This is a genomic window from Clostridium chrysemydis (assembly GCF_015234215.1).
Taxonomy (GTDB): Bacteria; Bacillota; Clostridia; order Clostridiales; family Clostridiaceae; genus Clostridium; species Clostridium chrysemydis.
On record NZ_JADEKP010000001.1, the window covers coordinates 1,218,655 to 1,244,217 of the forward strand.

The 25,563-nt window shown below is 29.6% G+C and carries 20 protein-coding genes, 1 pseudogene and 1 other annotated feature; of the genes and pseudogenes, 5 read left to right on the forward strand and 16 right to left on the reverse strand.

From position 1 onward, the window contains the following. Positions 1–8: 8 nt before the first annotated feature. From INR60_RS06155 to INR60_RS06175, 5 genes are all read right to left on the reverse strand, one after another. A complete protein-coding gene (locus INR60_RS06155) occupies positions 9–983 on the reverse strand; it encodes an ABC transporter ATP-binding protein (RefSeq protein WP_194190599.1) in 975 nt (324 codons plus the stop codon). Beyond that, positions 983–1,990: an ABC transporter ATP-binding protein gene (locus tag INR60_RS06160; RefSeq protein WP_194190600.1), complete on the reverse strand. Its 1,008-nt coding sequence runs from the start codon at positions 1,988–1,990 to the stop codon at positions 983–985. Before INR60_RS06160 ends, INR60_RS06155 begins: the two co-directional genes overlap by 1 nt. 12 nt (positions 1,991–2,002) lie before the next feature. Then, on the reverse strand, positions 2,003–2,944 hold the full coding sequence (locus INR60_RS06165; protein ID WP_194190601.1) for an ABC transporter permease: 942 nt from the start codon (positions 2,942–2,944) through the stop codon (positions 2,003–2,005). A 13-nt stretch (positions 2,945–2,957) separates the two neighbouring features. Further along, positions 2,958–3,884, reverse strand: a complete 927-nt coding sequence (locus tag INR60_RS06170; protein ID WP_194190602.1) for an ABC transporter permease — start codon at positions 3,882–3,884, stop codon at positions 2,958–2,960. Between the two features lie 540 nt (positions 3,885–4,424). Beyond that, on the reverse strand, positions 4,425–5,564 hold the full coding sequence (locus INR60_RS06175) for a pyridoxal phosphate-dependent aminotransferase (RefSeq protein WP_194190603.1): 1,140 nt from the start codon (positions 5,562–5,564) through the stop codon (positions 4,425–4,427). Between the two features lie 189 nt (positions 5,565–5,753). Between INR60_RS06175 and dapD the strand changes: the two genes are divergently transcribed. After that, a complete protein-coding gene (gene dapD / locus INR60_RS06180) occupies positions 5,754–6,464 on the forward strand; it encodes a 2,3,4,5-tetrahydropyridine-2,6-dicarboxylate N-acetyltransferase (RefSeq protein ID WP_194190604.1) in 711 nt (236 codons plus the stop codon). A 70-nt stretch (positions 6,465–6,534) separates the two neighbouring features. On the opposite strand, the gene INR60_RS06185 is transcribed toward dapD, so the two are convergent. Beyond that, on the reverse strand, positions 6,535–7,185 hold the full coding sequence (locus tag INR60_RS06185; RefSeq protein ID WP_194190605.1) for a single-stranded DNA-binding protein: 651 nt from the start codon (positions 7,183–7,185) through the stop codon (positions 6,535–6,537). Positions 7,186–7,293: 108 nt separating this feature from the next. Then, positions 7,294–8,055 (reverse strand): polysaccharide deacetylase family protein, encoded by a 762-nt coding sequence (locus INR60_RS06190; RefSeq protein WP_194190606.1) that lies wholly within the window; start codon positions 8,053–8,055, stop codon positions 7,294–7,296. A 131-nt stretch (positions 8,056–8,186) separates the two neighbouring features. Between INR60_RS06190 and INR60_RS06195 the strand changes: the two genes are divergently transcribed. After that, a complete protein-coding gene (locus INR60_RS06195; protein WP_194190607.1) occupies positions 8,187–8,723 on the forward strand; it encodes a DUF4364 family protein in 537 nt (178 codons plus the stop codon). On the opposite strand, the gene INR60_RS06200 is transcribed toward INR60_RS06195, so the two are convergent. Then, the gene (locus tag INR60_RS06200; protein ID WP_194190608.1) at positions 8,707–9,585 is read right to left on the reverse strand and encodes a YncE family protein; all 879 of its coding nucleotides are present in this window, start codon (positions 9,583–9,585) and stop codon (positions 8,707–8,709) included. The genes INR60_RS06195 and INR60_RS06200 overlap by 17 nt on opposite strands. A gap of 162 nt (positions 9,586–9,747) precedes the next feature. Between INR60_RS06200 and INR60_RS06205 the strand changes: the two genes are divergently transcribed. Beyond that, entirely contained in the window at positions 9,748–10,002 is a 255-nt protein-coding gene (locus INR60_RS06205; protein WP_194190975.1) for a TIGR03905 family TSCPD domain-containing protein, read from the forward strand. Positions 10,003–10,027: 25 nt separating this feature from the next. Here INR60_RS06205 and INR60_RS06210 read toward each other — a convergent pair whose 3' ends face one another. Both INR60_RS06210 and INR60_RS06215 read right to left on the reverse strand, forming a co-directional pair. Then, the gene (locus INR60_RS06210; RefSeq protein ID WP_194190609.1) at positions 10,028–10,975 is read right to left on the reverse strand and encodes a ribonuclease Z; all 948 of its coding nucleotides are present in this window, start codon (positions 10,973–10,975) and stop codon (positions 10,028–10,030) included. A gap of 3 nt (positions 10,976–10,978) precedes the next feature. Continuing rightward, on the reverse strand, positions 10,979–12,277 hold the full coding sequence (locus INR60_RS06215; RefSeq protein ID WP_194190610.1) for a bifunctional folylpolyglutamate synthase/dihydrofolate synthase: 1,299 nt from the start codon (positions 12,275–12,277) through the stop codon (positions 10,979–10,981). A gap of 230 nt (positions 12,278–12,507) precedes the next feature. Here INR60_RS06215 and INR60_RS06220 point away from each other — a divergent pair. Next, positions 12,508–13,758 (forward strand): annotated as a pseudogene (locus INR60_RS06220) (FprA family A-type flavoprotein); the annotation flags it as partial. A gap of 23 nt (positions 13,759–13,781) precedes the next feature. On the opposite strand, the gene INR60_RS06225 reads toward INR60_RS06220, so the two are convergent. The 3 genes from INR60_RS06225 to INR60_RS06235 form a co-directional block, all read right to left on the reverse strand. Continuing rightward, positions 13,782–14,423 carry a GTP pyrophosphokinase gene (locus INR60_RS06225; RefSeq protein WP_238480395.1) on the reverse strand — a complete coding sequence of 214 codons (642 nt, stop codon included), beginning with the start codon at positions 14,421–14,423 and terminating at the stop codon, positions 13,782–13,784. 139 nt (positions 14,424–14,562) lie between these two features. Further along, positions 14,563–17,208 carry a valine--tRNA ligase gene (locus INR60_RS06230; protein ID WP_194190612.1) on the reverse strand — a complete coding sequence of 882 codons (2,646 nt, stop codon included), beginning with the start codon at positions 17,206–17,208 and terminating at the stop codon, positions 14,563–14,565. A gap of 56 nt (positions 17,209–17,264) precedes the next feature. Beyond that, positions 17,265–17,488: a binding site (T-box leader), on the reverse strand. A gap of 63 nt (positions 17,489–17,551) precedes the next feature. Next, positions 17,552–21,853 carry a 2-hydroxyacyl-CoA dehydratase gene (locus INR60_RS06235; RefSeq protein WP_194190613.1) on the reverse strand — a complete coding sequence of 1,434 codons (4,302 nt, stop codon included), beginning with the start codon at positions 21,851–21,853 and terminating at the stop codon, positions 17,552–17,554. Between the two features lie 218 nt (positions 21,854–22,071). Here INR60_RS06235 and INR60_RS06240 point away from each other — a divergent pair, with 218 nt between their 5' ends. Further along, positions 22,072–22,422: a tetratricopeptide repeat protein gene (locus INR60_RS06240; RefSeq protein ID WP_194190614.1), complete on the forward strand. Its 351-nt coding sequence runs from the start codon at positions 22,072–22,074 to the stop codon at positions 22,420–22,422. A gap of 71 nt (positions 22,423–22,493) precedes the next feature. On the opposite strand, the gene INR60_RS06245 is transcribed toward INR60_RS06240, so the two are convergent. Genes INR60_RS06245 through INR60_RS06255 form a run of 3 tightly spaced genes read right to left on the reverse strand, consistent with a single transcriptional unit; the run spans position 22,494 to position 25,462 of the window. After that, positions 22,494–23,546, reverse strand: a complete 1,053-nt coding sequence (locus INR60_RS06245; protein ID WP_194190615.1) for a transglutaminase-like domain-containing protein — start codon at positions 23,544–23,546, stop codon at positions 22,494–22,496. A gap of 25 nt (positions 23,547–23,571) precedes the next feature. Continuing rightward, complete coding sequence (gene recX / locus INR60_RS06250) at positions 23,572–24,210, reverse strand: recombination regulator RecX (protein ID WP_194190616.1); 639 nt, start codon at positions 24,208–24,210, stop codon at positions 23,572–23,574. Next, positions 24,203–25,462, reverse strand: coding sequence for a M16 family metallopeptidase (locus INR60_RS06255; RefSeq protein WP_194190617.1), 1,260 nt, complete (start codon positions 25,460–25,462; stop codon positions 24,203–24,205). The genes recX and INR60_RS06255 overlap by 8 nt, the downstream gene beginning before the upstream one ends. Between the last annotated feature and the right edge of the window lie 101 nt (positions 25,463–25,563).

Sequence of the window (25,563 nt, forward strand, 5' to 3'; positions counted from 1 at the left end):
TCCAAAATTTAATCAAATAAATGACATGATACAAAGTGTCCATTTTCTACTTCTTTTAATACTGGATCCTTTTCTTGACATATAGGCATAGCTTTTGGGCATCTACCTTTAAATCTGCATCCAGGTTCTGGATCTATAGGTGATGGTATATCACCTTCTAAAACAATTCTATTATTGTTTTTTGCAATCTGTGGATCTGGTATAGGAACTGCTGATAAAAGAGCCTGTGTGTATGGATGTTTAGGTTTTAAATAAACATCATCACTTAATCCTTTTTCAACTAACTGTCCTAGATACATTACTCCAATATGAGTTGATATATGTTTAACCATTGAAAGGTCATGTGCTATAAATAGATAAGTTAATCCAAACTCTTCTTGAAGTTCTTCAAGCATGTTTATAACTTGTGCTTGGATTGAAACATCAAGTGCAGAAATTGGCTCATCGCAGACTATAAAATCAGGTTCAACAGCTAAAGCTCTTGCTATTCCAATTCTTTGTCTTTGTCCTCCTGAGAACTCGTGAGCATATCTATTTATGTGACTTCCATTTAGTCCAACTTTATCTAAAAGAAATTTAATTCTTTCTTCTCTCTCTTTTCCTTTATATAATCCATGAATATCTATAGCTTCCCCAATTATATCGCCAACTGTCATTCTTGGATTTAATGATGCATAAGGATCTTGGAAGATCATTTGCATCTCTCTTCTTAAAGGAATCATTTCCTTTTCAGATTTTTTAGTTATATCTTCTCCCTTAAAGATTATATTTCCTGATGTAGGTTCGTATAACTTAAGGATAGTTCTTCCAGTTGTAGTTTTACCACAACCAGATTCCCCAACTAATCCTAAAGTTTCACCTTTTTTTATACTAAATGAAACATTATCTACCGCTTTAACTAAACTTGGCTTCTTAAAAAGACCTTTGTTTACAGGGAAGTATTTACATAAATTTTTGATTTCTAAGATGATTTCTTTTTCCATTATTCTTCCCTCCCTATTGGTGATTCAACCTTTGGTGCATCAGAGTGGCATAACCAACATGCACATTTATGTCCCTCCCCTACTTCAAATAAAGGAGGTTGATTTTCTAAACAAACTTTCATATTATATTCGCATCTATCTGCAAATGGACATCCATTTGGTGGTTTTAATAGATCTGGCGGCTGCCCTTCTATTGGAACAAGCTTTTCTTTCATTTCGCTCATTGGGTTTGGAACACTATTTAAAAGTCCCCAAGTATAAGGATGTCTTCCTCTATAAAAGATATCTTCATCGCTACCAGTTTCAACAACTATCCCACCATACATTACATTTATTCTAGAACAAAGGTCTGCAACTACTCCTAAATCGTGAGTTATAAGGATAATAGATGTATTTAACCTTTCTTTTAAACCTTTCATAAGGTCTAGTATTTGAGCTTGAATTGTAACATCTAAAGCAGTTGTAGGTTCATCTGCTATTATTAGGTTTGGCTCACATATAAGACTTATTGCAATCATTGCCCTTTGTCTCATACCACCTGAAAATTCATGAGGATATTGCTTCATTCTTTTTTCAGGGCTTGGAATTCCAACTAAATCAAGCATTTCTATTCCTTTTTGCCAAGCTTCTTTTTTAGATATTTTTTTATGCTTTATTAAGTGCTCTGTTAATTGATCACCTATTTTATATAAAGGATTTAAAGATGTCATAGGATCTTGGAAAATCATCCCCATCTTATCTCCTCTTATTTTTTCCATTTCTTTTTCTGAATAGTTACTAATATCTTCTCCATCAAAGATGATTCCGTCACTTTCTATTACACTATTATCTGCTAAAAGTCTCATAATAGACATCATAGTTACAGATTTACCGCAACCTGACTCTCCAACTACTCCTATAGCTTCTCCCTTATCAACATGAAATGATACACCTCTTACTGCTTGTACCTCTCCTAAATGCGTCTTAAAGGAAGTTCTTAAATTTTTTACTTCTAATAATTTGCTCATAAATTCTTCCTCCTACTTTTGGTGCTTAGGGTCTAAAGCTTCTGTTAATCCATCACCTAGCATGTTAAATGATAATATTATTAAACAAATCATTGCAGCTGGGAAAAATAATTGGTATGGATTTGTATAAATTGCAGCCATAGCATCGTTACATAATGTTCCAAGTGATGCAAGAGGTGCATTTAATCCAAGTCCTATAAAGCTTAAGAATGCCTCTGTAAATATTGCTTGTGGTATTAAAAGTGTCATTGTTACTATAATTGATCCTAAACAGTTAGGAATTAAGTGTCTAAATAATATTCTCATTTTAGATGCCCCTAAAGTTTTTGCAGCTAAAACGAACTCTTGTTGTTTTAATTGAAGGATATCTCCTCTAACTATTCTTGCCATTCCAACCCAGTATGATATTGAAAGTGCAAGTATTATACTAAGTATTCCTGTTTTATCAAAGGCTGAATCTTTAAATACAGCCATTATGATTACTACATATATAGTAGTTGGTATTGAGTATAAGCAGTCTACTATTCTCATCATAAGGTTATCTACTCTTCCACCAAAGAACCCTGCCACTCCACCGTATAAAACTCCTATAACAAGGTTTATAACTGCAGCTGCTGCACCTATGATTAATGAATATCTAGCTCCCATCATTACCCTTACAAATAAATCTCTTCCAAGTTTATCTGTTCCAAAGAAATGCTGTCCGTTTGGTTTCATATCTTTTAATGCTAAGTTTTGAGCATCGTATGTATATTTTGAAACCATAGGAACTATTATTGCTGATAATACAAGAAGTATTATTATAATTAAAGAAATTAATGCTACTTTATTTGATTTAAGTCTTCTCCAGGCATCTTTCCAATATCCAACACTCGGTCTTTCAAAATTCTCGAATGCCTTCTCTTCTTTAGATACAGGAGTAAACATATTTTTATCGAATTTAATATTTTCCATAATCTTTACCCCCTTATGCCTTTACGTCTTCTAGCTTAATTCTTGGATCTATTACAACGTATAGTATGTCTACTATTAAGTTACAAACAACTATAAGTGTACAGAAGAATACTACTACTCCAAGTAGCGCTGTATAGTCTCTATTTGTTATTGTTGATACGAACTCATTACCAAGACCTGGTATTACGAATATTTTTTCAACAACGAAAGATCCTGTTAATATACCAGCTACTAACGGCCCCATGTAAGTAACTACTGGTATAAGAGAGTTTCTTAAAGCGTGTTTAAACACTACTACCTTTGAACTTAATCCTTTTGCTTTTGCAGTTCTTATATAATCTTGTTTTAATACATCTATAAGCTTACTTCTTGTAAGTCTTGTTATAAATGCCATCGAACTTCCAGCTAAGGCTAAAACAGGCATTATATAACTTGTAGGTTTTGAAAGTCCTACTGCAGGTAATAATCCCCACTTAACTGTAAAGAAGTAGATAAGTACCGCTGCTATTACGAAGCTTGGAACTGTTATTCCAAGTGTTGAGATAAACATACAAAGCCTATCTGGCCACTTATCAACTTTAAGTGCTGATAATACTCCAAGTAAGATTCCTGTTACTAAAGAAAATACTATTGCTACTATTCCAAGTCTTGCAGATTTTGGGAAAGAGTATTTTATAGTATCAGTAACTTCTCTTCCTCTAAATTGCATTGATTCTCCAAGGTCACCTTTTAAAAGATTTCCCATATAAATTTTATATTGCTCTCCAACTGGCTTGTCCAGTCCATATTTTTCATTTAATACTGCCTTCATTTCAGCTGTTACCTTTTCACCATCAAATGGTCCACCTGGCATAAGTCTTACTAAGAAGAATGTAATAGATACAACTGCAAAAATTGTAACTATACTTGTTAAAACTCTTTTAAAGATATATTTTAACATTTTAAAACCCCCATTCTTTTTTGCTCTTCATATATACACAAACTTTATTTATTAACAATTATATTATATCTACACCCTTTGTCAATTTGATATGTTAAAATCTAAGAGTCATTTTTGATATTTTATCAATTAAATCATTTTATTTTTATCGATTTGCTAATTGTATATTTTTTACTTTGTAATCGTTTAACATAGCATTTTCACTTACTTTTAACTGAAATATTCAAGTATTTGTAAATTGAATTAATTGCATTTTTATACCTTCAAAATATATTTTTATCAAAAATGAACATCTTAACACTTTAGTAATATTTTAATACAAATATTCATTTTTGTTTGCCCCAAAAAGACATTTTGAATTTTTATAATCTTTTACTGTTAATTTTTTTGTCTAAAATAGCTTTAATATAAACTTTTAGATATAAAAATGAAATTTTATTTTTTAATAAATTCATTTTATTCGTTCATAAAAAACACATCTTTCTTCTGATACAAATAAAAAAAGCCAATTTTTGATAAATCAAAAATTGGCTTTTTCTATTATTTATTCAATTTTTCTATGAATTTTTCTAATATATCAAATGCACTTTTTAACTCCTCATCACTATAACAGTAAGAAATTCTAAAATACCCTTCTCCCTTACTTCCAAAAGCATCTCCAGGTACTAATGCTACCTTTTCTTCAAATAACAGTTTTTCACAAAACTCTTCTGATGATAGATTGTATTTTTTTATAGATGGGAAAATATAAAAGGCTCCCTTTGGCTCTGCTACAGTAAGCCCCATATCTTTAAGCCTCTTAAAAGAATAATCACGTCTACGTTTAAATTCTGTTACCATATTATTTAAGTCTTCTTTAGATTTTTTAAGTCCTTCAACCATTCCATATTGAACTATAGATGGTGCGCAAGAAACGAAGTATTGGTGAACTTTCATCATTTCTTTCATAAAAGCATCGCTTGCACAAACATATCCTATTCTAAGGCCTGTAGCTGAAAACATTTTTGAAAACCCGCTAATATATATAATATTATTTTTTAAAGACTCATCTTGGGCCACTGAATAATAATCATCATATATTATAGATGCATAAATTTCATCAGTTACAACAGTTAAATCTTCTTCTTTTATAAGTTCTATTAACTTATCTCTATCTTCTTTGCTTAAAATTGCACCTGTAGGATTTGACGGAAAGGATAAAATTAAATTTTTAACCCCTTCTTCTTTAATAGATTTTCTAATACCTTCTATGTCTAAACTAAAATCATACTTAAATCCATACTCTAGAACTTCAGCTCCTAATATTTTTGCTATACTTTCGTAAGCTGGATATCCAGGTGATGGAATTAAAATTTTATCTTTAGGGTTTAATAAAGTGTTTAATACTATATATATCCCTTCACTTCCTCCAACTGTTATGCAAATCTCATCCTTACTATAAGAAATATCTAATGATTTTAAATAATTGCTTATTTCTTCTCTTAATTCTTTTATCCCTGCATTTTCTGTATAAACTGTTTTTCCATCATCTATAGCTTTTTTTATTCCATCTGTTATAGCTTTTGGAGTTTTAAAATCCGGCTGACCTAAAGTTAGTGATATTGCACCATCTATCTTTAAAACCTTATTATAAAACTTTCTTATACCAGAAACCTCTATATTTTTTAAATTATTATTCAAGAAAAAACCTCCCACATTTAAAGTATTTACTTATTTTTTTAACTAAAAAAAAGTAACATCACTTATTTTTTATATTAAAATAATTTTACAGCAAAGGATTACTTTCGGCAAATTTTTATGTCCCCCTTTTAAAATTTCATTTTTTTTATTATAATTTACATATACTATTTACAGAAAGGATGATATTAAATGGAATACAATTTTACAGATCCATACGAAATCGCTAGATTTATTAAAGAATCTAAGAAGTCAACACCAGTTAAAGTTTATATAAATGGAGATTTAGAAGACGTTAATTTAGATGGAATAGAATGGTTTGGAGGTAATAACTTCTACGTTTTATTTGGTGAGTCAGATTCTTTATCTAAAGTAATCTTAGATAATAAAGATAAAATCAAACATTTCAGATTAGAAAATGATAGAAGAAACTCAGCTATCCCAATGCTTGATATTTTAGAAGTTGATGCTAGAATCGAGCCAGGTGCTATCATTAGAGATAGAGTTAGCATAGGTAAAAATGCTGTTATAATGATGGGAGCTGTTATAAACATAGGAGCTGAAATAGGTGAAGGAACTATGGTAGATATGAACGCTGTTATAGGTGCTCGTGGAAAACTTGGTAAAAATGTTCACCTAGGAGCAGGAGCTGTTGTAGCTGGAGTTTTAGAGCCACCTTCAAAATCACCTTGTGAAATTGGAGATAATGTTTTAATAGGTGCAAACGCTGTTATCTTAGAAGGAGTTAAAATTGGAGATGGAGCTGTTGTAGCCGCAGGTTCAATAGTAACAGAAGATGTTCCGTCAGGAGTTGTTGTTGCAGGTTCACCAGCCAAAATAATAAAGTCAGTTGATGATAAAACAAAAGATAAAACTCAAATAATGGATGATCTTAGAAAATAATTTCAAAATATAAAAAGGCCAAGCATTTAATAAAATGCTTGGCCTTTTTTAAACTTTATATAAAGACTTTTTAAACAGCGCCTTCTTCTTCAATTTCGTCTTCTTTTTTAACTCTTTCCATTTTAGATATTGAAACTTCGTAAGCAATCTTTTTAACTACTTCTGTTTCAGATACCTTTTTTTGATATTCTCTACTTTGAAGTCTTCCCCATACTCTTATATTATCTCCAACTTCTAAAGTTTGACAGAATCTTGAGTTTCTTCCCCAAGCTATAGTTGGAATGTAATCTGACTTATTATAAGCTCTATTTACAGCTAGTAAAACGTCTGCAATTTCTCTTCCAAAAGGTGTAGTTCTGTAAACTGGCTCCTTGCAGATATATCCATCTAAGAATATTTCATTAGGATTTTTACTTCTTTCTAAACATGGATCAATATTTCTTGCAAAAACAGTTAAGATTAACTTGTTTGAACCATCTATAAATTTGTTGTAAGATCTTAGTTGCCCTTCTATTATTACTTCGTTACCAATTGCAACCTCGTTGTTTGATATTAATCTCTCTGATACAGTGATACTTAATATATCAACTGAATCGCTTAATCTTTGAACTTCTAAATTAAAAGTGTAGAAGCCCTCCCCATACATTTCGTGACTGAATTCTAATCCTGAAACGACCTTTCCTTCAAGATATATTTTGTTGTTTAACATTAAATTTTCCATTTGTAACCCCTCTCTCCCTTTGTAATAAACTAATTTGTGTTTAATTCCCCCACAAATATCCATTTCCATTATAATACATATACTACTCAAATTTCAATAGATTTCCTATTAATTTTTATGTTGTATGCCAACGTTATCAATTTTATAGTTTTTGTCTATTAAAATCTCTGAAACTTTCTTAAATTCATACCCTTTTTCTAACAGTTCATTAATAATTTTATCTAAGTTTTTTGGAGTATATTTTGCATTATTATGAAAAAGCAAAATAGACCCATTTTCTATTTTATTCATAACCCTTTCATACTCTACTCTTTCACCATCGTTTCTCCAATCTACAGAGTCGATATTCCATTGTATATTTTTATAACCTAGGTCTTCTAAAACCTTCAGACTTTCCTCATTAAATGCACCACTTGGAAATCTAAAAAGTTCAGTTTTTACTCCTATCGCCTTTTTTAGTATATCTTCTGTATCTTTAACTTCTTTTATCATCCTCTCTTTACTTATTGATGTAAAGTTTGGATGTACATAACTGTGATTTCCAATTTCATGATCTTTATCTTTTATAGCTTGTAACTTTTTAAAATTATCTTCAGTATAATTTACCCATTTGCCCATTATAAAAAATGTTCCCTTTACATTATATTTATCTAGTACACTTAATATGTCATAAATATAATCTTCTTCTGCCCAATTAATATCAAATGTTAAAGAGACCTCTTTTTTTTCTGTTTCTACCTTATGGATAGGCATTTTTTTAGGGCTTTCCTTAAATGTAGGCTTTACACTATTATAGTTTAAATAAAAGGCACTAGATATAATAATAATTAAAGCCGTTATAACAAAAATTATGTCTCTCTTTTTTTTCATAAGACTCCTTTCCATTATTTTTACCTTTTATAGTATATTAGTTAATATTTTATTTAATTACATTATCTTCACTATATTTATTTTTATGTTATAATTAATGTATACTTTCAAATAAAATGGAGGTTTTTTATATGTACGAAGAAAGTTCAATGGAGCTTGCGGAAAATAAGTTAATAGTTTTATATATTTTAAAACTACTAAAACAACCTATTTCCAATACTCAACTAACAGAAATAATTTTAGAAAACAATTTCATAAACTACTTTACGCTTCAACAATATATTAATGAATTATTAGAATCAGAATTTGTGGAAAATACTGAAGTTTCAAATAAAAAGGCTATTAAACTTACACCTAAAGGCGAAAGTGTACTATCTTTCTTCGAAGATAGAATTTCACCTTCAAAAGTTTCAACGTTATCAGAATATATTAAGTCTCACATAGATCTTATAAAAAAGGAACTTACAATACATAGTGATTACACGATAGGTAAAAATGATAGTTTCATAGTTAGTTTGAAAGCTTTAGAGGACGACACGCCTTTAATGGATCTTAAAATTTCTGTTCCAACAAAAAAAGGTGCCACATACCTTTGCAGTAAGTGGCAAGAAAATCCTTCTGAAATCTATAATGAAATAATGAATCTTTTATTTAACGATATGAATTAACTAAAAGCATTGCATTAGGCTCTTTTCCTACTGCAATGTTTTTTTTATTTTTGTAATTCTCATCTAAAGTTTTTATAAACCCACTCTCATAATCTAATATAAAAATATCATTTAAATATTTTATAACTGAAATAGGCATACCTGAAACTTCTATTTTTTTATTTGAATTATCTTTTTTTATAATATTTATAGTTCCATCCCCAAAATTACTAACTAAAATCTCATTCTCTGTTTCAAAAATATCAGACGGAAGTGCTCCTACAATATAACTTTTTTCTAAATTAAAATTTTTTGTGTTGTATATATTTAAATAGCTTTTACCGTATAAATCTACACTTTCTTCTGCTACAAATAAATGATCTCTACTTTTTGATATTTTTATGCAAGTTGGACTTCCTAAAAGTTCTATCTTCCCTATTCTTTCTAACCTTTCTTTTTCTATTAGATCTATTCTTTCGCTAAAAAGGTTACAAACTAAAATAATGCCTCTTTCTTTTAAAAATTCTAATTTATAAGGATAATTAAACCCTCCTCTAATACATTCTATTTCTCCATTTTTTAAATTAACCTTACTTAAAGAATTACTCTCTGAACATGATATATAAGAATTGTAATCATCTATTAAAATTGATTTTGGTGCTTTTCCAACATAAATCCTATTTAAAACTTCTAATTCCTTATTTAAAATAGAAATAGAATCACTATATGTATTTGTGATTACTATTCTTTCATCAAAACTAACAATCTCAAAAGGTCCTTCTTTTAAATCATCATTAAATTTAATCTCATCTACATAAAAATCCTTTAATCTAACTTTGCTTATACTATTATCAAAAGTGTTAGAAACATAAATAAAACTCAAAAAAAGCACCTCCAAAATATAGAAATAAGAATTATTTATATATAATATGACTTAAAACTACAGCTTGGAACACCTATTTTTCTAAAATCAAATTTTCCTCTTCACTAAAAGTAAAAATCTAAGTATAATAATAACTATGTTTAAAAGTTAGGAGTGATTTTTATCGTTACATACAAAACTAAAGGAGTATGTTCTACTGAAATTCAAATTGAAGTAGAAGGTGAAGTTATTAAATCAGTTAAATTTGTAAGAGGTTGTCCTGGAAATCTATATGGAATATCAGAACTAGTTAAAGGTATGGAAATAGATGAAGCTATTAAAAGATTAGACGGAATTACATGTGGTACTAAAGAAACTTCATGCCCAGACCAACTTGCAAAAGCTTTAAAAGAAATTAAAGAAAAACATTTAAGCTAAAAAAGAAGGGACATACCCTTCTTTTTTAATCATTAAAATTTAATTCAATTTCAAAACCATCTTTAGCTAACTTAGAATTCTTAAACTCTTCTATTGCATTTTTTAAATAATGGTCTGGGTGCAATAAAGCTGGCGAAAAATGAGTAAATATCAATTCTTTAACTTTAGACTCTCTTGCTAAAGCAGCTCCTTCTCTAAATGTCATATGTTTATTTATTATTGCTTTATTAATGTCTAAATCGTCTCCATAAGTCCCTTCACAGATAAATAGATCACTATTTACTATAAAGTCTTTTATAGACTCTATCGGCCTTGTATCAGTTATATAAGAAACCTTAATACCTTTTCTCTTTTCACCTAGTACCATCTCTTTTGTAAAAATTTCACCATCAAAAGAAATATTGTCCTCTTCTTTTTGAAGTTTACTCCATAAAGCTTTAGGAACTTTGTTTTTAAGTGCCTTATCTACATCAAATTTTCTTTTTCTAATAAATTCAAAGTCATAACCGATGCATTCGATTGAATGTTCTAATTCAATAGTTTTAATATCTATTTCACTATGTCTTTTATCACAAGGTTTTAAAGAGTCATCTTTTATTTTAAAGTGTAAGTTCGATTTCTTTACTTCAATTACTTCTATTTCAAAAGGAAGGTGACTTGCTGTAACTAAAAGTCCCTCTAGTGCTTTTTTTAAACCAAATGGTCCAATTATAATTATTTTTTCTTCTCTACCACAATTCCCTATAGTAGATAGCATTCCATTTAAACCATTTATATGGTCTCCGTGCAGGTGAGTTATAAGTATAATATCAAAGCTCTTAAAGCCAACGTTATACTCTCTACACCATATTTGAGTGCCTTCTCCGCAGTCTACTAAAATTTTTCTTCCTCTAAATTTCATAACAGATGAAGAAAGGTGTCTATAAGGCATAGGCATCCCCCCGCCTGTACCTAAAAAAGTTAAATTAAGCATTAATTATTGCATCTCCTTTTTAATTATACCTCTAAGTTCTCCTATCATATAAAGTGACCCAGCTGCTAGTATTAGATCTTTTTTAGTAGCCTTTTCTTTTATAGCTTTAAAGCCTTCTTCATAACTATCATAACTTTCAGTTCTGTTATTTAAAGGCATCACTTCTTCTTTTAACTTTTCTGAAAGTTTCGCTCTATCACTATGAGGAGTAAGACAAACTACTTCATAACTTAAAGGTATTATTTTTTTTAGCATATGTTTAACATCTTTATCAGCTAAAATCCCTAATAATAAATATAGTTTATCATATTTAAAGTATTTCTTAACATTTTTTACAAGTGCTTCTATACCATCTAAGTTGTGTGCACCGTCAATAATTATCAATGGTTCCTTACTTAAAACTTCAAGTCTTCCGTTCCAAGTTGCATTTTTAAACCCTTCTTCAATATGATTTAATTTAAATCCATCTAGTTTACTTAATTCGTTTACTATATTTAAAGCTAATAATCCATTTACTATTTGATGTTCTCCAAGTAATTTTAAATTTACAATATACTCTTTTTTATCTATTTTATACTTAACCTTTTGATAAATATTATCTTCATCTATAACTTCTATAAATTCAGAATCATTTTTATCTATAAATTTTAAAGGTGAATGCTTTTCTTTAGCTATCTTTTCTATAACTTCTTTAGCTTCTTCCTTTTGAGGATAAGAAATCACACTAATATTTTCTTTTATAATCCCGCACTTTTCCTTTGCTATTTCAGAAATAGTATTCCCTAATAGGTTTGTGTGATCTAAGCTAATTGAAGCTAATGCTGAGACCTTTGGAACTATAACGTTTGTAGAATCTAATCTTCCACCAAGTCCAACTTCAACTACTGCATAATCAACATTATTATCTTTAAAATATTTAAACATAAGGCAAGTTATTATTTCAAATTCTGTTGGGTGATTATACCCTTCTTCTATTACCTTTTCTACAGCCCCTTTTATTATAGAAACATACTTAGCTAAGTCTTCTTTTGGAATGTTTTTTTTGTTTATCTGAATTCTTTCTTCAAATTCCTCTAAAAATGGAGATGTGTACATCCCAACTTTAAAACCTTCTGCCATAAGTAAGCTTGTAGTTATTGATGTTGTAGAACCTTTTCCGTTAGTTCCTGCAATATGTACTATATTTAAATCTTTTTCAGGACTACCTAAATGTTCTAATAATCTTTTCGTTTTTTCAAGTCCATAATTTGATCCAAAATTTCCAATCTTTTTTATGTAATTCATCGCGTCTAAATAATTCATTCTGAATCCCCCAATATTATATATTCATTTATTCTTTAGCATTTATTTACAATATAATCATAAATATTTCTATTGTAAAAGCTTATAATAAAACTATACTACAATGATAACTTATTGAAAACTTTTATTAATATTATTTACTTAGATGTTGAAATTTGTTATCATAACTATAGTAATGGATAGAAAATATCCATTGAAGTTGATTATTTAATAATAAGAGGTGTTTAATTATGAGAAACGTAGAAATAAAAAAAGACATCTACTGGGTAGGTGCTTTAGATCCAGGTCTTAGAGTATTCGATATAATAATGTATACTCCATACGGAACTACTTACAATTCATATGTTGTTAAAGGAAGCGAAAAGATCGCTCTATTTGAAACAGTTAAAGAAAAATGTTTTGATGAGTATTTAAAAACTTTAGAAACTTTAGATATAGATATTTCTAAAATTGATTATATCGTTGTAGACCATACTGAACCAGACCACGCAGGATCAGTTGGTAAAATCTTAGATATCGCTCCAAATGCTAAGGTAGTTGGTTCAATGCAAGCTATTAATTTCTTAAAAGAAATCTTAAATAGAGACTTTGACCACATCGTTGCAAAAGATGGCGATACTTTATCACTTGGAAATAAAACTTTAAAATTCATTTCAGCTCCATTTTTACATTGGCCAGATTCAATGTACACATACGTACCTGAAGAAAAAGTTTTATTCACTTGCGATTCATTTGGAAGTCACTACTCTTGTGAAGAAGTCTTTAATGACTTAGTTCCAAATAAAGAACATTATTTAGAAGCTTTAAGATACTACTATGATTGTATTTTTGGGCCTTATAAAAACTTCGTATTAAAAGGAATTGAAAAAATAAAAGATTTAGATATAGATATGATTTGCCCAGGCCACGGACCTGTTCTTCGTGAAAACCCTTGGGAAGTTGTAAATACTTATAGAGAGTGGTCAACTCCTACTAGACCTTCTATAAACGGAGATAAAAAAGTTACTATCTCTTACGTATCAGCTTACGGATACACAGAAGAATTAGCTAAATGCATAGCTGAAGGAATCAAAAGAAGTCATAGCGTAGAAGTTAAGATGTATGATTTAACTCACGCTGAAACTTCAGATGTATTAAAAGATATAGAAGAATCAGACGGTATATTATTTGGTTCACCAACTATAGTTAATGAATTACTTCCACCAATTAGAATTTTATTAGCTAACTTAAACCCTATAATTCACGGTGGAAAATACGCAGCAGCCTTTGGTTCATACGGTTGGAGCGGTGAAGCTGTTCCTAGAATAGAACATAGATTAGATGAATTAAAAATGAAACTTGCAGCCCCTGGCTTAAAAGTTAAATTCAGAGCATCAGAAGAGCAAAGAGAAGAAGCTAGATGCTACGGAGATAATTTTGCTAAAGCTATGTTTGGAGAAATGGACATTAAAGCTTTAGACCACGGTGCTTGCAAAGTAAAATAAAAAAAGTTGAGGATTTTTCCTCAACTTTTTTCTATCTTTTCTATTTCTTCTTTTATATCAAACATCTTTTTATCTAAAAGTGCAATCATCTCAGCACATTCTTTTAATTCATCTGAAATATTTAAGAAGGTCTTATTTCTATATTTATAATATATTTTATGTTCTAAACTAGCCCAAAAATCCATAGCTATAGTTCTTATTTGAATTTCAACTGGAACTTCTACTACTCCTGTTGATAAAAATATAGGTATACTTATAATTGCATGAAGAGATCTATATCCGTTTTCCTTAGGCGCCTTTATATAATCTTTAACTTCTAGTACCTTTATATCGCTTTGACCTGTTAAAAGCTCAAATACCCTATAAATATCCTTATCAAAAGAACAGATAATTCTAATACCTGCAATATCTTTTAAATAAATCGATGCATTTTTAGCATTAGGTTCTATATCTTTATTTATTAGCTTTTGAATTATACTTTTCGGTTTTTTTATTCTAGTTTTTACGTGTTCTATTGGATTATAATCATGCAAGTTTTTAAATTCTGTATTTAAGATATTAATTTTAGTGCTTACTTCTTGGACTGCAAATTCGTATTTCATAAGTTCTTTTTGCCAATCTTTAACATCTTCACTTTTTAAAATTTCTTCAAACATTACCATTTTTATTTTCCCCTTATCCCTAAGTTAATTATATACCTTTACTATATACTCTTTTTGTGACAATAAAAAGACATCCCTAAAATTTATAGGATGTCTTTTTAAAATTATATTATAAGAAATTTAAAATAGTAATAATATTTTAACCTAATGCGTTAATTCTTACTTTAACTGCTTCAAGCATTTCAGAATATTTAGCACGCTTTTCTTTTTCTCCATTAACAACAGCTTCTGGTGCTTTAGCTACGAAACCAGCATTATTAAGTTTTTTATCTATTCTTTCTATTTCGCCTTCTAATTTTTTAAGTTCTTTTTCTAATCTATCAAGTTCCTTTTCTTTATCAACTAAGTCTAAAAGTGGCATAAATAATTCTCCACCTTTAACTACTACTGATACAGCGTTTTCTGGAACTTCTTTTTTATCTTCTATAAAGCTTACTTCTTGTGCAGATGCTAATTTTTCCATATAACCTGCACCTTCTTTAAATGCATTTTTAGCTTCATCTGAAATGTAGCAAATTATGTTTGCTTTTCTAGATGGTGCAACATTCATCTCAGCTCTTACGTTTCTTAAGTTTTTGATAGCTTCTATAACGTATTCCATATCTTCTTCAGCTTTTTCATCGTGAAGATTTGAATTAGCTTCTGGCCAAGCTGATAAAGTTATAGTTTCTTCATCTAAGTTTAAGTGAGTGAATATTTCTTCTGTTATAAATGGCATTACTGGGTGTAGAAGCTTAAGACCTGTATTAAGTACAGTATATAGTACGTTATATACTACTCCTTTAGCCTTTTCGTCGTCTCCCCAGAATACTGGTTTAACTAATTCTATATACCAGTCACAGAATTCGTTCCACATAAAGTCATATACTTTTTGTAGTGCTATTCCAAGTTCAAACTTATCCATATTTTCTGTAACTTCTTCTACTAATGTATTCATCTTAGATAATATCCATTTATCTGCTAAGCTATATTCTTTGCATTCTTTATACTTAGCCATAACGTCTCTATCTAAATTCATCATAACAAATCTTGAAGCGTTCCAGATTTTGTTTGCGAAGTTTCTAGCTGATTCTACTCTCTCTGGGTAGTATCTTATGTCGTTTCCAGGAGCGTTTCCTGTAACTAACATAAATCTTAAAGCGTCAGCACCATAAGTGTCTATAACTTCAAGTGGGTCTACACCGTTTCCTAAAGATTTACTCATCTTTCTTCCTTCAGAATCTCTAATTATTCCGTGGATAAGTACGTTCTCAAAAGGAGTTTCTCCCATGTTATGAATTCCACTAAATATCATTCTTGCAACCCAGAAGAATATTATATCGTATCCTGTAACTAAAACGTTAGTTGGATAGAAGTATTCTAAATCTTCTGTTTTGTTTGGCCAACCTAGTGTTGAGAAAGGCCAAAGAGCTGATGAGAACCAAGTATCTAGTACGTCAGTTTCTTGATCTAAGTTTGTGCTCTTACACTTAGGACATTCACATACATCAGTTTCTGAAACTACTACTTCGTTACAGTCCTTGCAGTACCATACAGGTATTCTGTGTCCCCACCATAATTGTCTTGAAATACACCAGTCTTGGATGTTTTCCATCCAGTTAAAGTATGTTTTATCAAATCTTTCTGGTATGAATTTAGTTTCTTTATTTTTAACTACTTCTATAGCAGGTTTTGCTAAACCTTCCATTTTTACATACCATTGTGTTGAAACTATAGGTTCTACTACAGTTCCGCATCTGTCGTGTGTTCCTACGTTGTGGCTATGGTCTTTTATCTTAACTAAAAGTCCAGCCTCTTCTAAATCTTTAACTATAGCTTTTCTAGCTTCATATCTATCTAAACCTTGGTATTTTCCACCTTTTTCGTTAATAACACCTTTATCATCCATAACTCTTATTATCTCTAAGTTATGTCTTTCCCCTACTTTAAAGTCGTTAGGGTCATGTGCTGGAGTTATTTTAACTGCACCAGTTCCAAAATCAACTGAAACATAATCGTCAGCTACTATTGGAATTTCTCTATTTACTAAAGGTAAAATTAAAGTTTTCCCAATTAAATCTTTAAATCTTGGATCTTCTGGGTTAACTGCAACTGCTGTATCTCCAAGTAATGTTTCTGGTCTTGTAGTTGCGATTTCTAAGAATCCTGAACCATCTTTTAAAGGATAGTTTATATGCCAGAAGTGACCTGCTTGTTCTTCGTATTCAATTTCAGCATCTGAAAGAGCTGTTTGACATTTTGGACACCAGTTTGTTATTCTGTTACCTTTATAGATTAATCCTTCGTTATATAACTTAACGAATACGTGTCTTACCGCTTTATTTAAGTTTTCATCCATAGTGAATGCTTCTCTTGTAAAGTCAGCAGAGCAACCCATTTTTTTAAGTTGAGTTCTTATTCTTTCTCTGTACTCGTCAGTCCACTCCCAAACTTTACCTAAGAAGGCTTCTCTTCCCATTTCTTTTTTCTTAAGACCTTCTTTTAGAAGTTCGTTTTCAACTTTAACTTCTGTTGCAATAGATGCGTGGTCTTGACCTGGAACCCAAAGAGCTTCAAATCCTTGCATTCTCTTAAATCTTATAAGCATATCTTGAAGTGTATTATCAAGTGCGTGACCTAAGTGAAGTTTTCCAGTTATGTTTGGTGGTGGCATAACTATTGAAAAAGGTTTTTTAGTTTTATCTACTTTTGGTGTGAAATATTTTTTTTCTTCCCAATTGTTATAAATTCTATCTTCGAATTCTTTTGGGTCGTATGTTGTTGATATATTTTTAATATCTGACATTTTACCGCCTCCTAAATTTTTTCTATTTTTGTATATAAAAAAAGAGCTTTCATCCTAAAAAGGACGAAAGCTCGTGGTACCACCTTTATTCTTATATAAACTATAAGCACTCAAAATTATATAACGACCTAAAATTTAGACCGTCTTTAGCTACTACTATTTCACTAAAGCTGCTCCAAAGCTACCTTCAATCTTCCTTGTATAAAGGGCTTTCACCTATCCCCTTCTCTCTTTTAATACAAATTATAAAAGATTTACTCCTCTTTTTCTTAGCATTTGTTATTAAATTATTTAACGTATATATATGTTATATTAAAGTGGTTATTTTGTCAATATAAGAAGATTAATTTGTAATACTAGCTTCTCTTAAATTAACTTCATCTACAAACTCAGCTTCTTTAACTTCTATATTACTATTTTCTTCTTCTTTAAGTTTTTTAAATGCTACTGATAACATAAGCTTAATTCTATTTATTTGGTTAACTTCTGATGCACCTGGGTCGTAGTCAACTGCAACTATATTTGCTTTTGGATAAAGCTTTTTAAGAGGCTTCATCATACCTTTTCCTGTTACGTGGTTTGGTAAACATCCAAAAGGTTGCATACAAACTATATTGTCAGCACCACTTTTTATAAGTTCTATCATTTCTCCTGTTAAGAACCATCCTTCACCTGTTTGGTGACCTAGTGATAATACATCCTTAGCTAAATGACCAAGTTCTTGAATCCTCTTAGGAGCTTCAAATCTCTTAGAATTTTCAAGTTCTTCATTCATAGTTTTTCTGTAGCTTTCCATATATTTCATTGCAAGAAGACTTAAATCTCTTTCAACTCTACTAAAACCTAATTTTTTATATTTAAATTCGCTATCGTATGCGCTATAGAAGAAGAAATCTAATAGATCTGGAACTACAGCTTCTGCTCCTTCACTTTCGATTATATTAACTATATCGTTATTTGCAGTAGGATGGTATTTAACTAATATTTCACCAACTACACCTATCATAGGTTTTTTGATATCTAAAGTTTCTAAGTTATCAAAGTCTTTTATAATTCCTCTGACATTAGCTTTAAACTCACTCTTACTTCCGTTTTTAGCATTTTCTTTAGCTTTTAATCTCCATTTTTCATAAAGGGCATTAGCTGAACCTTTTTCTTTTTCGTAAGGTCTAGTTTTATATAAAACCCTCATAAATAAATCTCCATAAACCATAGCCATAAGAGCTCTTTTAATAAGTTTTGGAGTTATTTTAAATCCTGGTTGCTTTTCAAGACCTACAGCATTTAAAGAAATTATAGGAACATTACTAAATCCGGCATTTTTAAGAGCAAGCTTTAAAAATCCTATATAGTTTGTAGCCCTACATCCCCCACCTGTTTGAGATATTATAACAGATGTATTATTTACATCATATTCTCCTGATTTTAATGCTCTAATTATTTGACCTATAACTATAATAGATGGATAACAAGCATCATTATTAACATATTTTAATCCCTCTTCAACTGCATCTTTATCACTAGCTGGTAAAACTACTACGTTGTATCCACTAGCATTTAATGCATCTTCAACTATATCAAAATGTATAGGTGACATTTGAGGAGATAAAATAGTATGATTTTTTCTCATCTCTTTTGTAAAGGTTGGGTTGTGATATGAAGTATCTTCATATACTGGCTTGTAATCATTTCTTTCTCTTTCTTCTATAGCTGCTTTAAGTGATCTTATTCTTATTTTAATAGCTCCAAGGTTTGAACCTTCATCTATTTTAAGAACTGTATATATTTTTCCTTTTTCACTTAAAATCTCGTTAACTTGGTCTGTAGTTACAGCATCAAGTCCACAACCAAATGAGTTAAGCTGAACCATTTCAAGTTCATCACAATCACGAACAAATGCAGCTGCTCTATAAAGCCTTGCGTGATATGTCCATTGGTCAACTACTCTTAGTTTGTTGTTAAGTTTTCCAAGGTTAGCTACGCAATCTTCTGGAAGAACTGCCATTCCAAATGATGTTATAACATCTGGAATGCCGTGGTTTATTTCTGGGTCTATATGGTATGGTCTTCCTGTTAAAACTACACCTTTTTTACCTGTATCTTTAAGGTATCTTAAAACTTCCATACCTTTTTTCTCTAAATCATCTTTATATTTTTCTCTTTCTTTGAAAGCTTTTTCTACAGCAATAGTCGCTTCTTTTTTAGTAACGCCAAAGTCTTTAAATTCTTCAACTATTCTCTTAATTAAAACTCTATCATTTTCAAAAGAGAAAAATGGTGCTAGATATTTTATATTCTTTTCTTCTATCTCATCCATATTTCTTTTTATAACTTCTGGGTATGATGTTACCATCGGACAGTTATAATGGTTATTTGAATCTTCAAATTCTTTTTTCTCATATGGAATACAAGGATAGAAAATTGTATCTATTCCTTTTTCAATAAGTGATGTTATATGTCCATGCACTAATTTAGCTGGATAACAAGCTGATTCTGACGGAATAGTTTCTATACCTTTTTCATATATTTTTTTAGATGAAACAGGTGATAATTCTACTCTAAATCCTAAGTCAGTTAAAAGAGTAAACCAGAATGGGTAGTTTTCATACATATTTAATACTCTAGGAATACCGATTCTTCCTCTTTTAGCTTCTTCTAATTTTAGTGGAACATAACCAAATGTTCTTTTAAATTTATATTTATAAAGGTTTGGAGTTTCATTTTTCTTAACTGAAAGTCCAAGTCCTCTTTCGCATCTATTTCCTGAGATATATTCTTCATCTGTAGAGAATTTATTTATAGTAAGCTGACAGTTGTTTCCACAAAGTCCGCATCTTCTAAATTCTGATGTCATTTTGAAGCTATCTATCTCATCTTTTTTAAGAGTGTTTGATTCTTCGCCCTCTTTAAATCTTTCTTTTGATATAAGCGCAGCTCCAAAAGCTCCCATAAGTCCAGCTATATCTGGTCTTATAGCTTCTCTTCCACTAACCTTTTCAAAACTTCTTAAAACTGCATCGTTATAGAAAGTTCCACCTTGGACTATTACTTTTTCACCAATCTCTTTTTCATCTCTAAGTTTAATTACTTTATATAAAGCATTTTTAATTACTGAGTATGAAAGTCCAGCTGAAATATCTCCAACTGTTGCACCTTCTTTTTGAGATTGCTTTACTTTTGAGTTCATAAATACAGTACATCTTGAACCTAAATCAACTGGTGCATTTGATTTTAATGCTGCTTTTGCAAAATCTTTAACTTCCATTCCTAATGAATTACCAAAGGTCTCTATAAATGAACCACAACCTGATGAACATGCTTCATTAAGTAATATACTATCTATTACTCCATTTTTTATTTTTAAGCACTTCATATCTTGTCCACCGATATCCAATATAAAATCAACCCCTGGCAAGAAATGTTCTGCTGCTTTATAGTGTGCTATAGTTTCAATTTCCCCTAAATCAACGTGAATGGCTGCTTTAATTAAAGATTCACCATAGCCTGTAACTGTAGCTTTTCCTATATAAGCGTCTTTAGGTAAATTACTATAGATATCTTTCATAATATCTACAACTTTGTTTAAAGGGTTACCTTCATTACTTCCATAAAAATCATATATAATTTCTGAGTCTTTGTTTATAAGAACAGCTTTAGTTGTAGTAGAACCTGCATCTATTCCAAGGAAAACTGCCCCAGTTTCACTTTTAACATCAGCTCTTTTAGCTGCTGCCTTATCGTGTCTTTCTTTAAAGGAATCAAAATCTTTTGAATCTTTAAATAAAGGTTCTAATCTTCCTATATCATCATCTTTTGCATCGCTAATAGAATCAACCTTTTCTAAAAGTGAACTAAAGAATATTGGTTTTTCTTCACTTGATAGATAAGCTGCCCCCATAGCTACAAATAGCTGTGAATTATCTGGGAAGATAACTTCTTCTTCTTTTAAATTTAAAGTTTCTATAAATCTTTCTCTAAGTTCTGATAGGAAGTATAAAGGACCTCCTAAAAGAGCTACTTTACCTCTTATCGGTTTACCACAGGCTAATCCACCTATTGTTTGGTTAACTACTGCTTGAAGTACTGAAGCTGCTATATCCTCTTTTTTTGCACCTTCGTTAATAAGCGGTTGTACGTCAGTTTTTGCAAACACTCCACATCTTGATGCTATTGGATATATCATTGTGTGATTTTTTGCAAGATCATTAAGCCCACTAGCATCAGTATTAAGTAATGCTGCCATTTGGTCTATAAATGCTCCTGTACCACCAGCACAAGTTCCATTCATTCTTTGTTCTATACCTGAATCTAGATAAGTGATTTTAGCATCTTCTCCACCAAGTTCTATAGCTACATCAGTTTCTGGTATTAACTTTTCTATAGTTTCTGTACAAGCTATAACTTCTTGAACAAATTTAACTTCAAGCCAACTAGACATAGATAGCCCACCTGAACCTGTTATAGTGACGCTAATTTCTTTATCACCAATTTTTTCATATACTTCTTTCATAAGGGTGATAATCGTATTTCTTATATCTGAATAGTGCCTTCTGTAGTCACTGAAAGATACTTTATCTTTGCTATCTAAGACTACAATCTTAACTGTTGTAGACCCGACATCAATCCCCATCTTAAATTTTTCCATTTTAATTACACCTACTTAAATTATTTAAAACTAATATATTCTATATTATATATCACTTAACTCAATCTTCAATATCTATTTAAAAAATTAAGGTAGATTTAAAATTAATTTTAGATTTCTTCATAATTAATTCTATTTATGTATATAATATACAAATTTGTTTATACTTAAAATATTAAGTGTTATTTATTAATTAAATCTTGGAGGTTTAAATTTAAGTGAATTATTTTAATGAAGCTAATAATTTATATAACTCTAAAGAGTATGAAAAAGCTATAGACTATTACGAAAAAGCTATTTCAAACAAGGAAAACGAAGCTTGCTCTTACTATAACTCTGGAGTCTGCTTTATTAAATTAAAAGAATACGATAAAGCTATTTCTATGCTTAAACTTGCTATAAAAATTCAATCTGACAGTAAATACTTTTTTAACTTGGGTTATTGCTATGCTATGAAAAATGATTCAAAGAAAGCATTAGTTTATTTTAATATAGCATGGTCTTTAAACAATTCTGATATTGATTGCAAAAAAGCTATAGACATACTCTTAGAAAAGAAAAAAAGTTAGCAAAATTAATTTGCTAACTTTTTTTAATATGAAGACTAACTACAAAATAATCTCTCTAGTTAATTTAAATTTTACCATTCTCCAACTATTTTAGAATTTATATGATCTTTATCAAAATCTTTATTTCCAAAATAATTTCCAGCATTATAGAATGTAGGGTCTACATTTATCCAAACGCCTTTATCTTTAAGGTAAACTCTATTCCAAGCGTGACTTACGTATTCTTTCCCATCAAAGGCATCCCCCATAACAAGTTCAACCTTTAGTCCAACAGCTTTGCACATAGCAACATAAAGGCAAGCGTAATCAAAACATACACCAGTTCTAGTATTAAAAGCTTCTATTGCACCACTGTTATTTACTTCTCTAGATGAGTTTCCCATAAGGGTATCTGCTTTACTATCATCATATTTTATGTTACTTCCTACAAAAGCGTATAAAATCTTTGCTTTTTCTCTATCTGTTTTTGCCCCACTCACTAAATTTTTAGCAGTTTCGTTTATTTCTTTGTTACTTTTAACTCCATCTTCTAAAGTAACACCATTATAATAAGTTACTGTAGCTTTAGAGATTTCTCTAACTAAGTTTTTCTTAATACCGTGTACTTTATCATTTGAGATAGTTCTATCTATAGTTCTATATAATTTCACATCTTGAAAAAGATTTACTTCTTTAGGTAAGATGTTGCTTTTATTTATAAATACTACAATAGAAAATAATACTATAAGAGTAATAGTACCTTTTAAAAGTCCTATAATTCCTGAAGAAAGAGTGAAAATAACTTTGTTTTTTTCGCAAATTCTTCTCCAGTCGTTTCCAAGTAAACTATTTAATAGTTTTAATCCTAGATAAATTGTAAGTTGTATTAAAGAATAAACTAATACAAACATTATTAATTTACAAGCTAAGATAAGTCTTGATGAAATATTAAAGTTTGCTAAAATTTCTTCAAATCCATTATTAAAGTAATCAAAAAAATTAAATACTATAAAAATAGTAATAAGTGACGCCGTACTTTTTAATAAAGAACTTATAACATAGTCTGAATCATAACTTTTAAAAGCTTCTCTTATACTTATTAATGCGGATATTATTAAAATAGCACCGCATATAATATACGACATATTAGAAATAATAATTCACTTCCTTTTAATAAAAGTCATCAGAAGTTATTCTGCTATATACATCTTTTGAAATAGAATAATCATATCCTCTTCCTATAAGGTATCTGATAACTTTATTTTTTAATTTTAATTTATCACTTTCTCTTTTAGATAAAGAATCATACTTTTTCTTACCTAAAATAAAAGCTTTTTCCTCTTCGTCTTCTGTAGTGTCTAATTCTAAAAAGGCGTTTTCTATTAAAGTTTTATCTACTCCCTTTGTTACAAGAGAATATTTGATTTTATTTTTACCTTGATTTACTATTCTATCTTTTATATACATTTTTACAAAAGTATAATCATCTATAAAGTTATACTCTTTTAAAAAATCAATAGTTTTTAAAACTACCTCTTCACTATATTCCTTTTCTAAAAGCTTCCTTTTAATTTCACTTTCTGTTTTATAGCTTCTTCCTATAGTTTTAAGTGCTGAATTTTTACACTTTGAAAACTCCTCATCTTTTGCAATAACTGATAATTTAGCTACATCAATTTCTTTATCTACCTTTAGGTTATATTTATAAACTAATTCTGCCTCCATTGCAAATGCAAAATCTTCATCTATATATATATTTACCCTTTCTTTGTTTCTCTTGCAAGCTTCTATCTTTGTAATTTTATTCATCATCTTCACCTGATGTTCTTCTTAAAATATGAATAGTTGGGTCTTTTAATACCTCTTTAGCTACACTATAAAGTTTTTCTGGTTTTATAGTATTTAACTTATTCATATCTGAGACAAACTCTAAATTATTTTCACCTGCAAGTTCTTGATGGAGGATGTAGTTACAAAGGTCCGCTGAATCTTCTAAAGTTCCAATAACTGCAGTTTTATGAACCTTTTTCATTATATTTAAATCCTTATCACCAAAAACAACCTTTTTATTTACAACATCTTTTAAAACTTTATCTATAGCTTTTTTAGTGTTTAAGACATCTTCATCTGAAACTGATGTGTAAATATAAAGTGACTTTGCGTCCTTTGTTATATCAAGATGAGTGAAGATATCGTATGCAAACCCCCTCTTTTCTCTTATCTCTTTAAAAAGTAATGAGTTTGAACTTTCACCTATTCTATTATTTAAGATCCTTAAAGGTAATTCATCTTCTTTATCTAAATCGTTAAAAGTATAAAGATAAACTATAGTGCTTTGTTCTATTTCATTTTTAAAAGTTGTTTCTATCGTTTTTATATTTTTTTCTTTTATAATATCTTTTTTCTCTATAGAACCCTTATTCCAATTACAAAAACTAGTTTCCACAAGCTTTAAAGCTTCTTCGTGTTCTAAAGATGTTACTATAGTTATAACTGAGTTGTTTGGTACATAATACTTTTTATAGAATTTTACTAAATCATCTCTAGTGAAATTATTGACATTTTCTTCAAATCCTATAACATCATATTTTAAATAACTTTCCTTAAATGCAACTTCATTCGTTCTTTTAAAGCTTAAATCTTCTATATCATCTTTACTAGTCCTAATTTCAGCTAAAATTACATTTCTTTCTTTTACAATTTCTTCTTGTGGGAAATTTGAATTAACTATCATATCTCCAAGAAGCTTTACACCGTTTTGTATTTCTTCTTCAAGACAGCTTATAGTATATACTGTTGAATCGTAGTCAGTATACGCGTTATACTCTCCCCCTAAACTTTCTAGTTCATCATTTAATTCTTCGTTAGTTCTTTTTTCTGTTCCTTTAAAAAGCATGTGCTCTATAAAGTGACTTATCCCTTTTTCATCCATGTCTTCATACATCGCACCAATATTTACTCCGATGTTTATGGCTGCTATTTGTGTGTCTTTTTTTATAGTTAAAACTTTTAGACCGTTTTCTAAATTATGCTTTTTTATATCAAAATTTAATTTTATCATTCATATCTCCTATTATTAATTAATTCGCTAATTATCCTATTTTAAAATTATAATACATAATAAATTTTAATACTAGGTGATTCTTATTACTAATTTTAAAT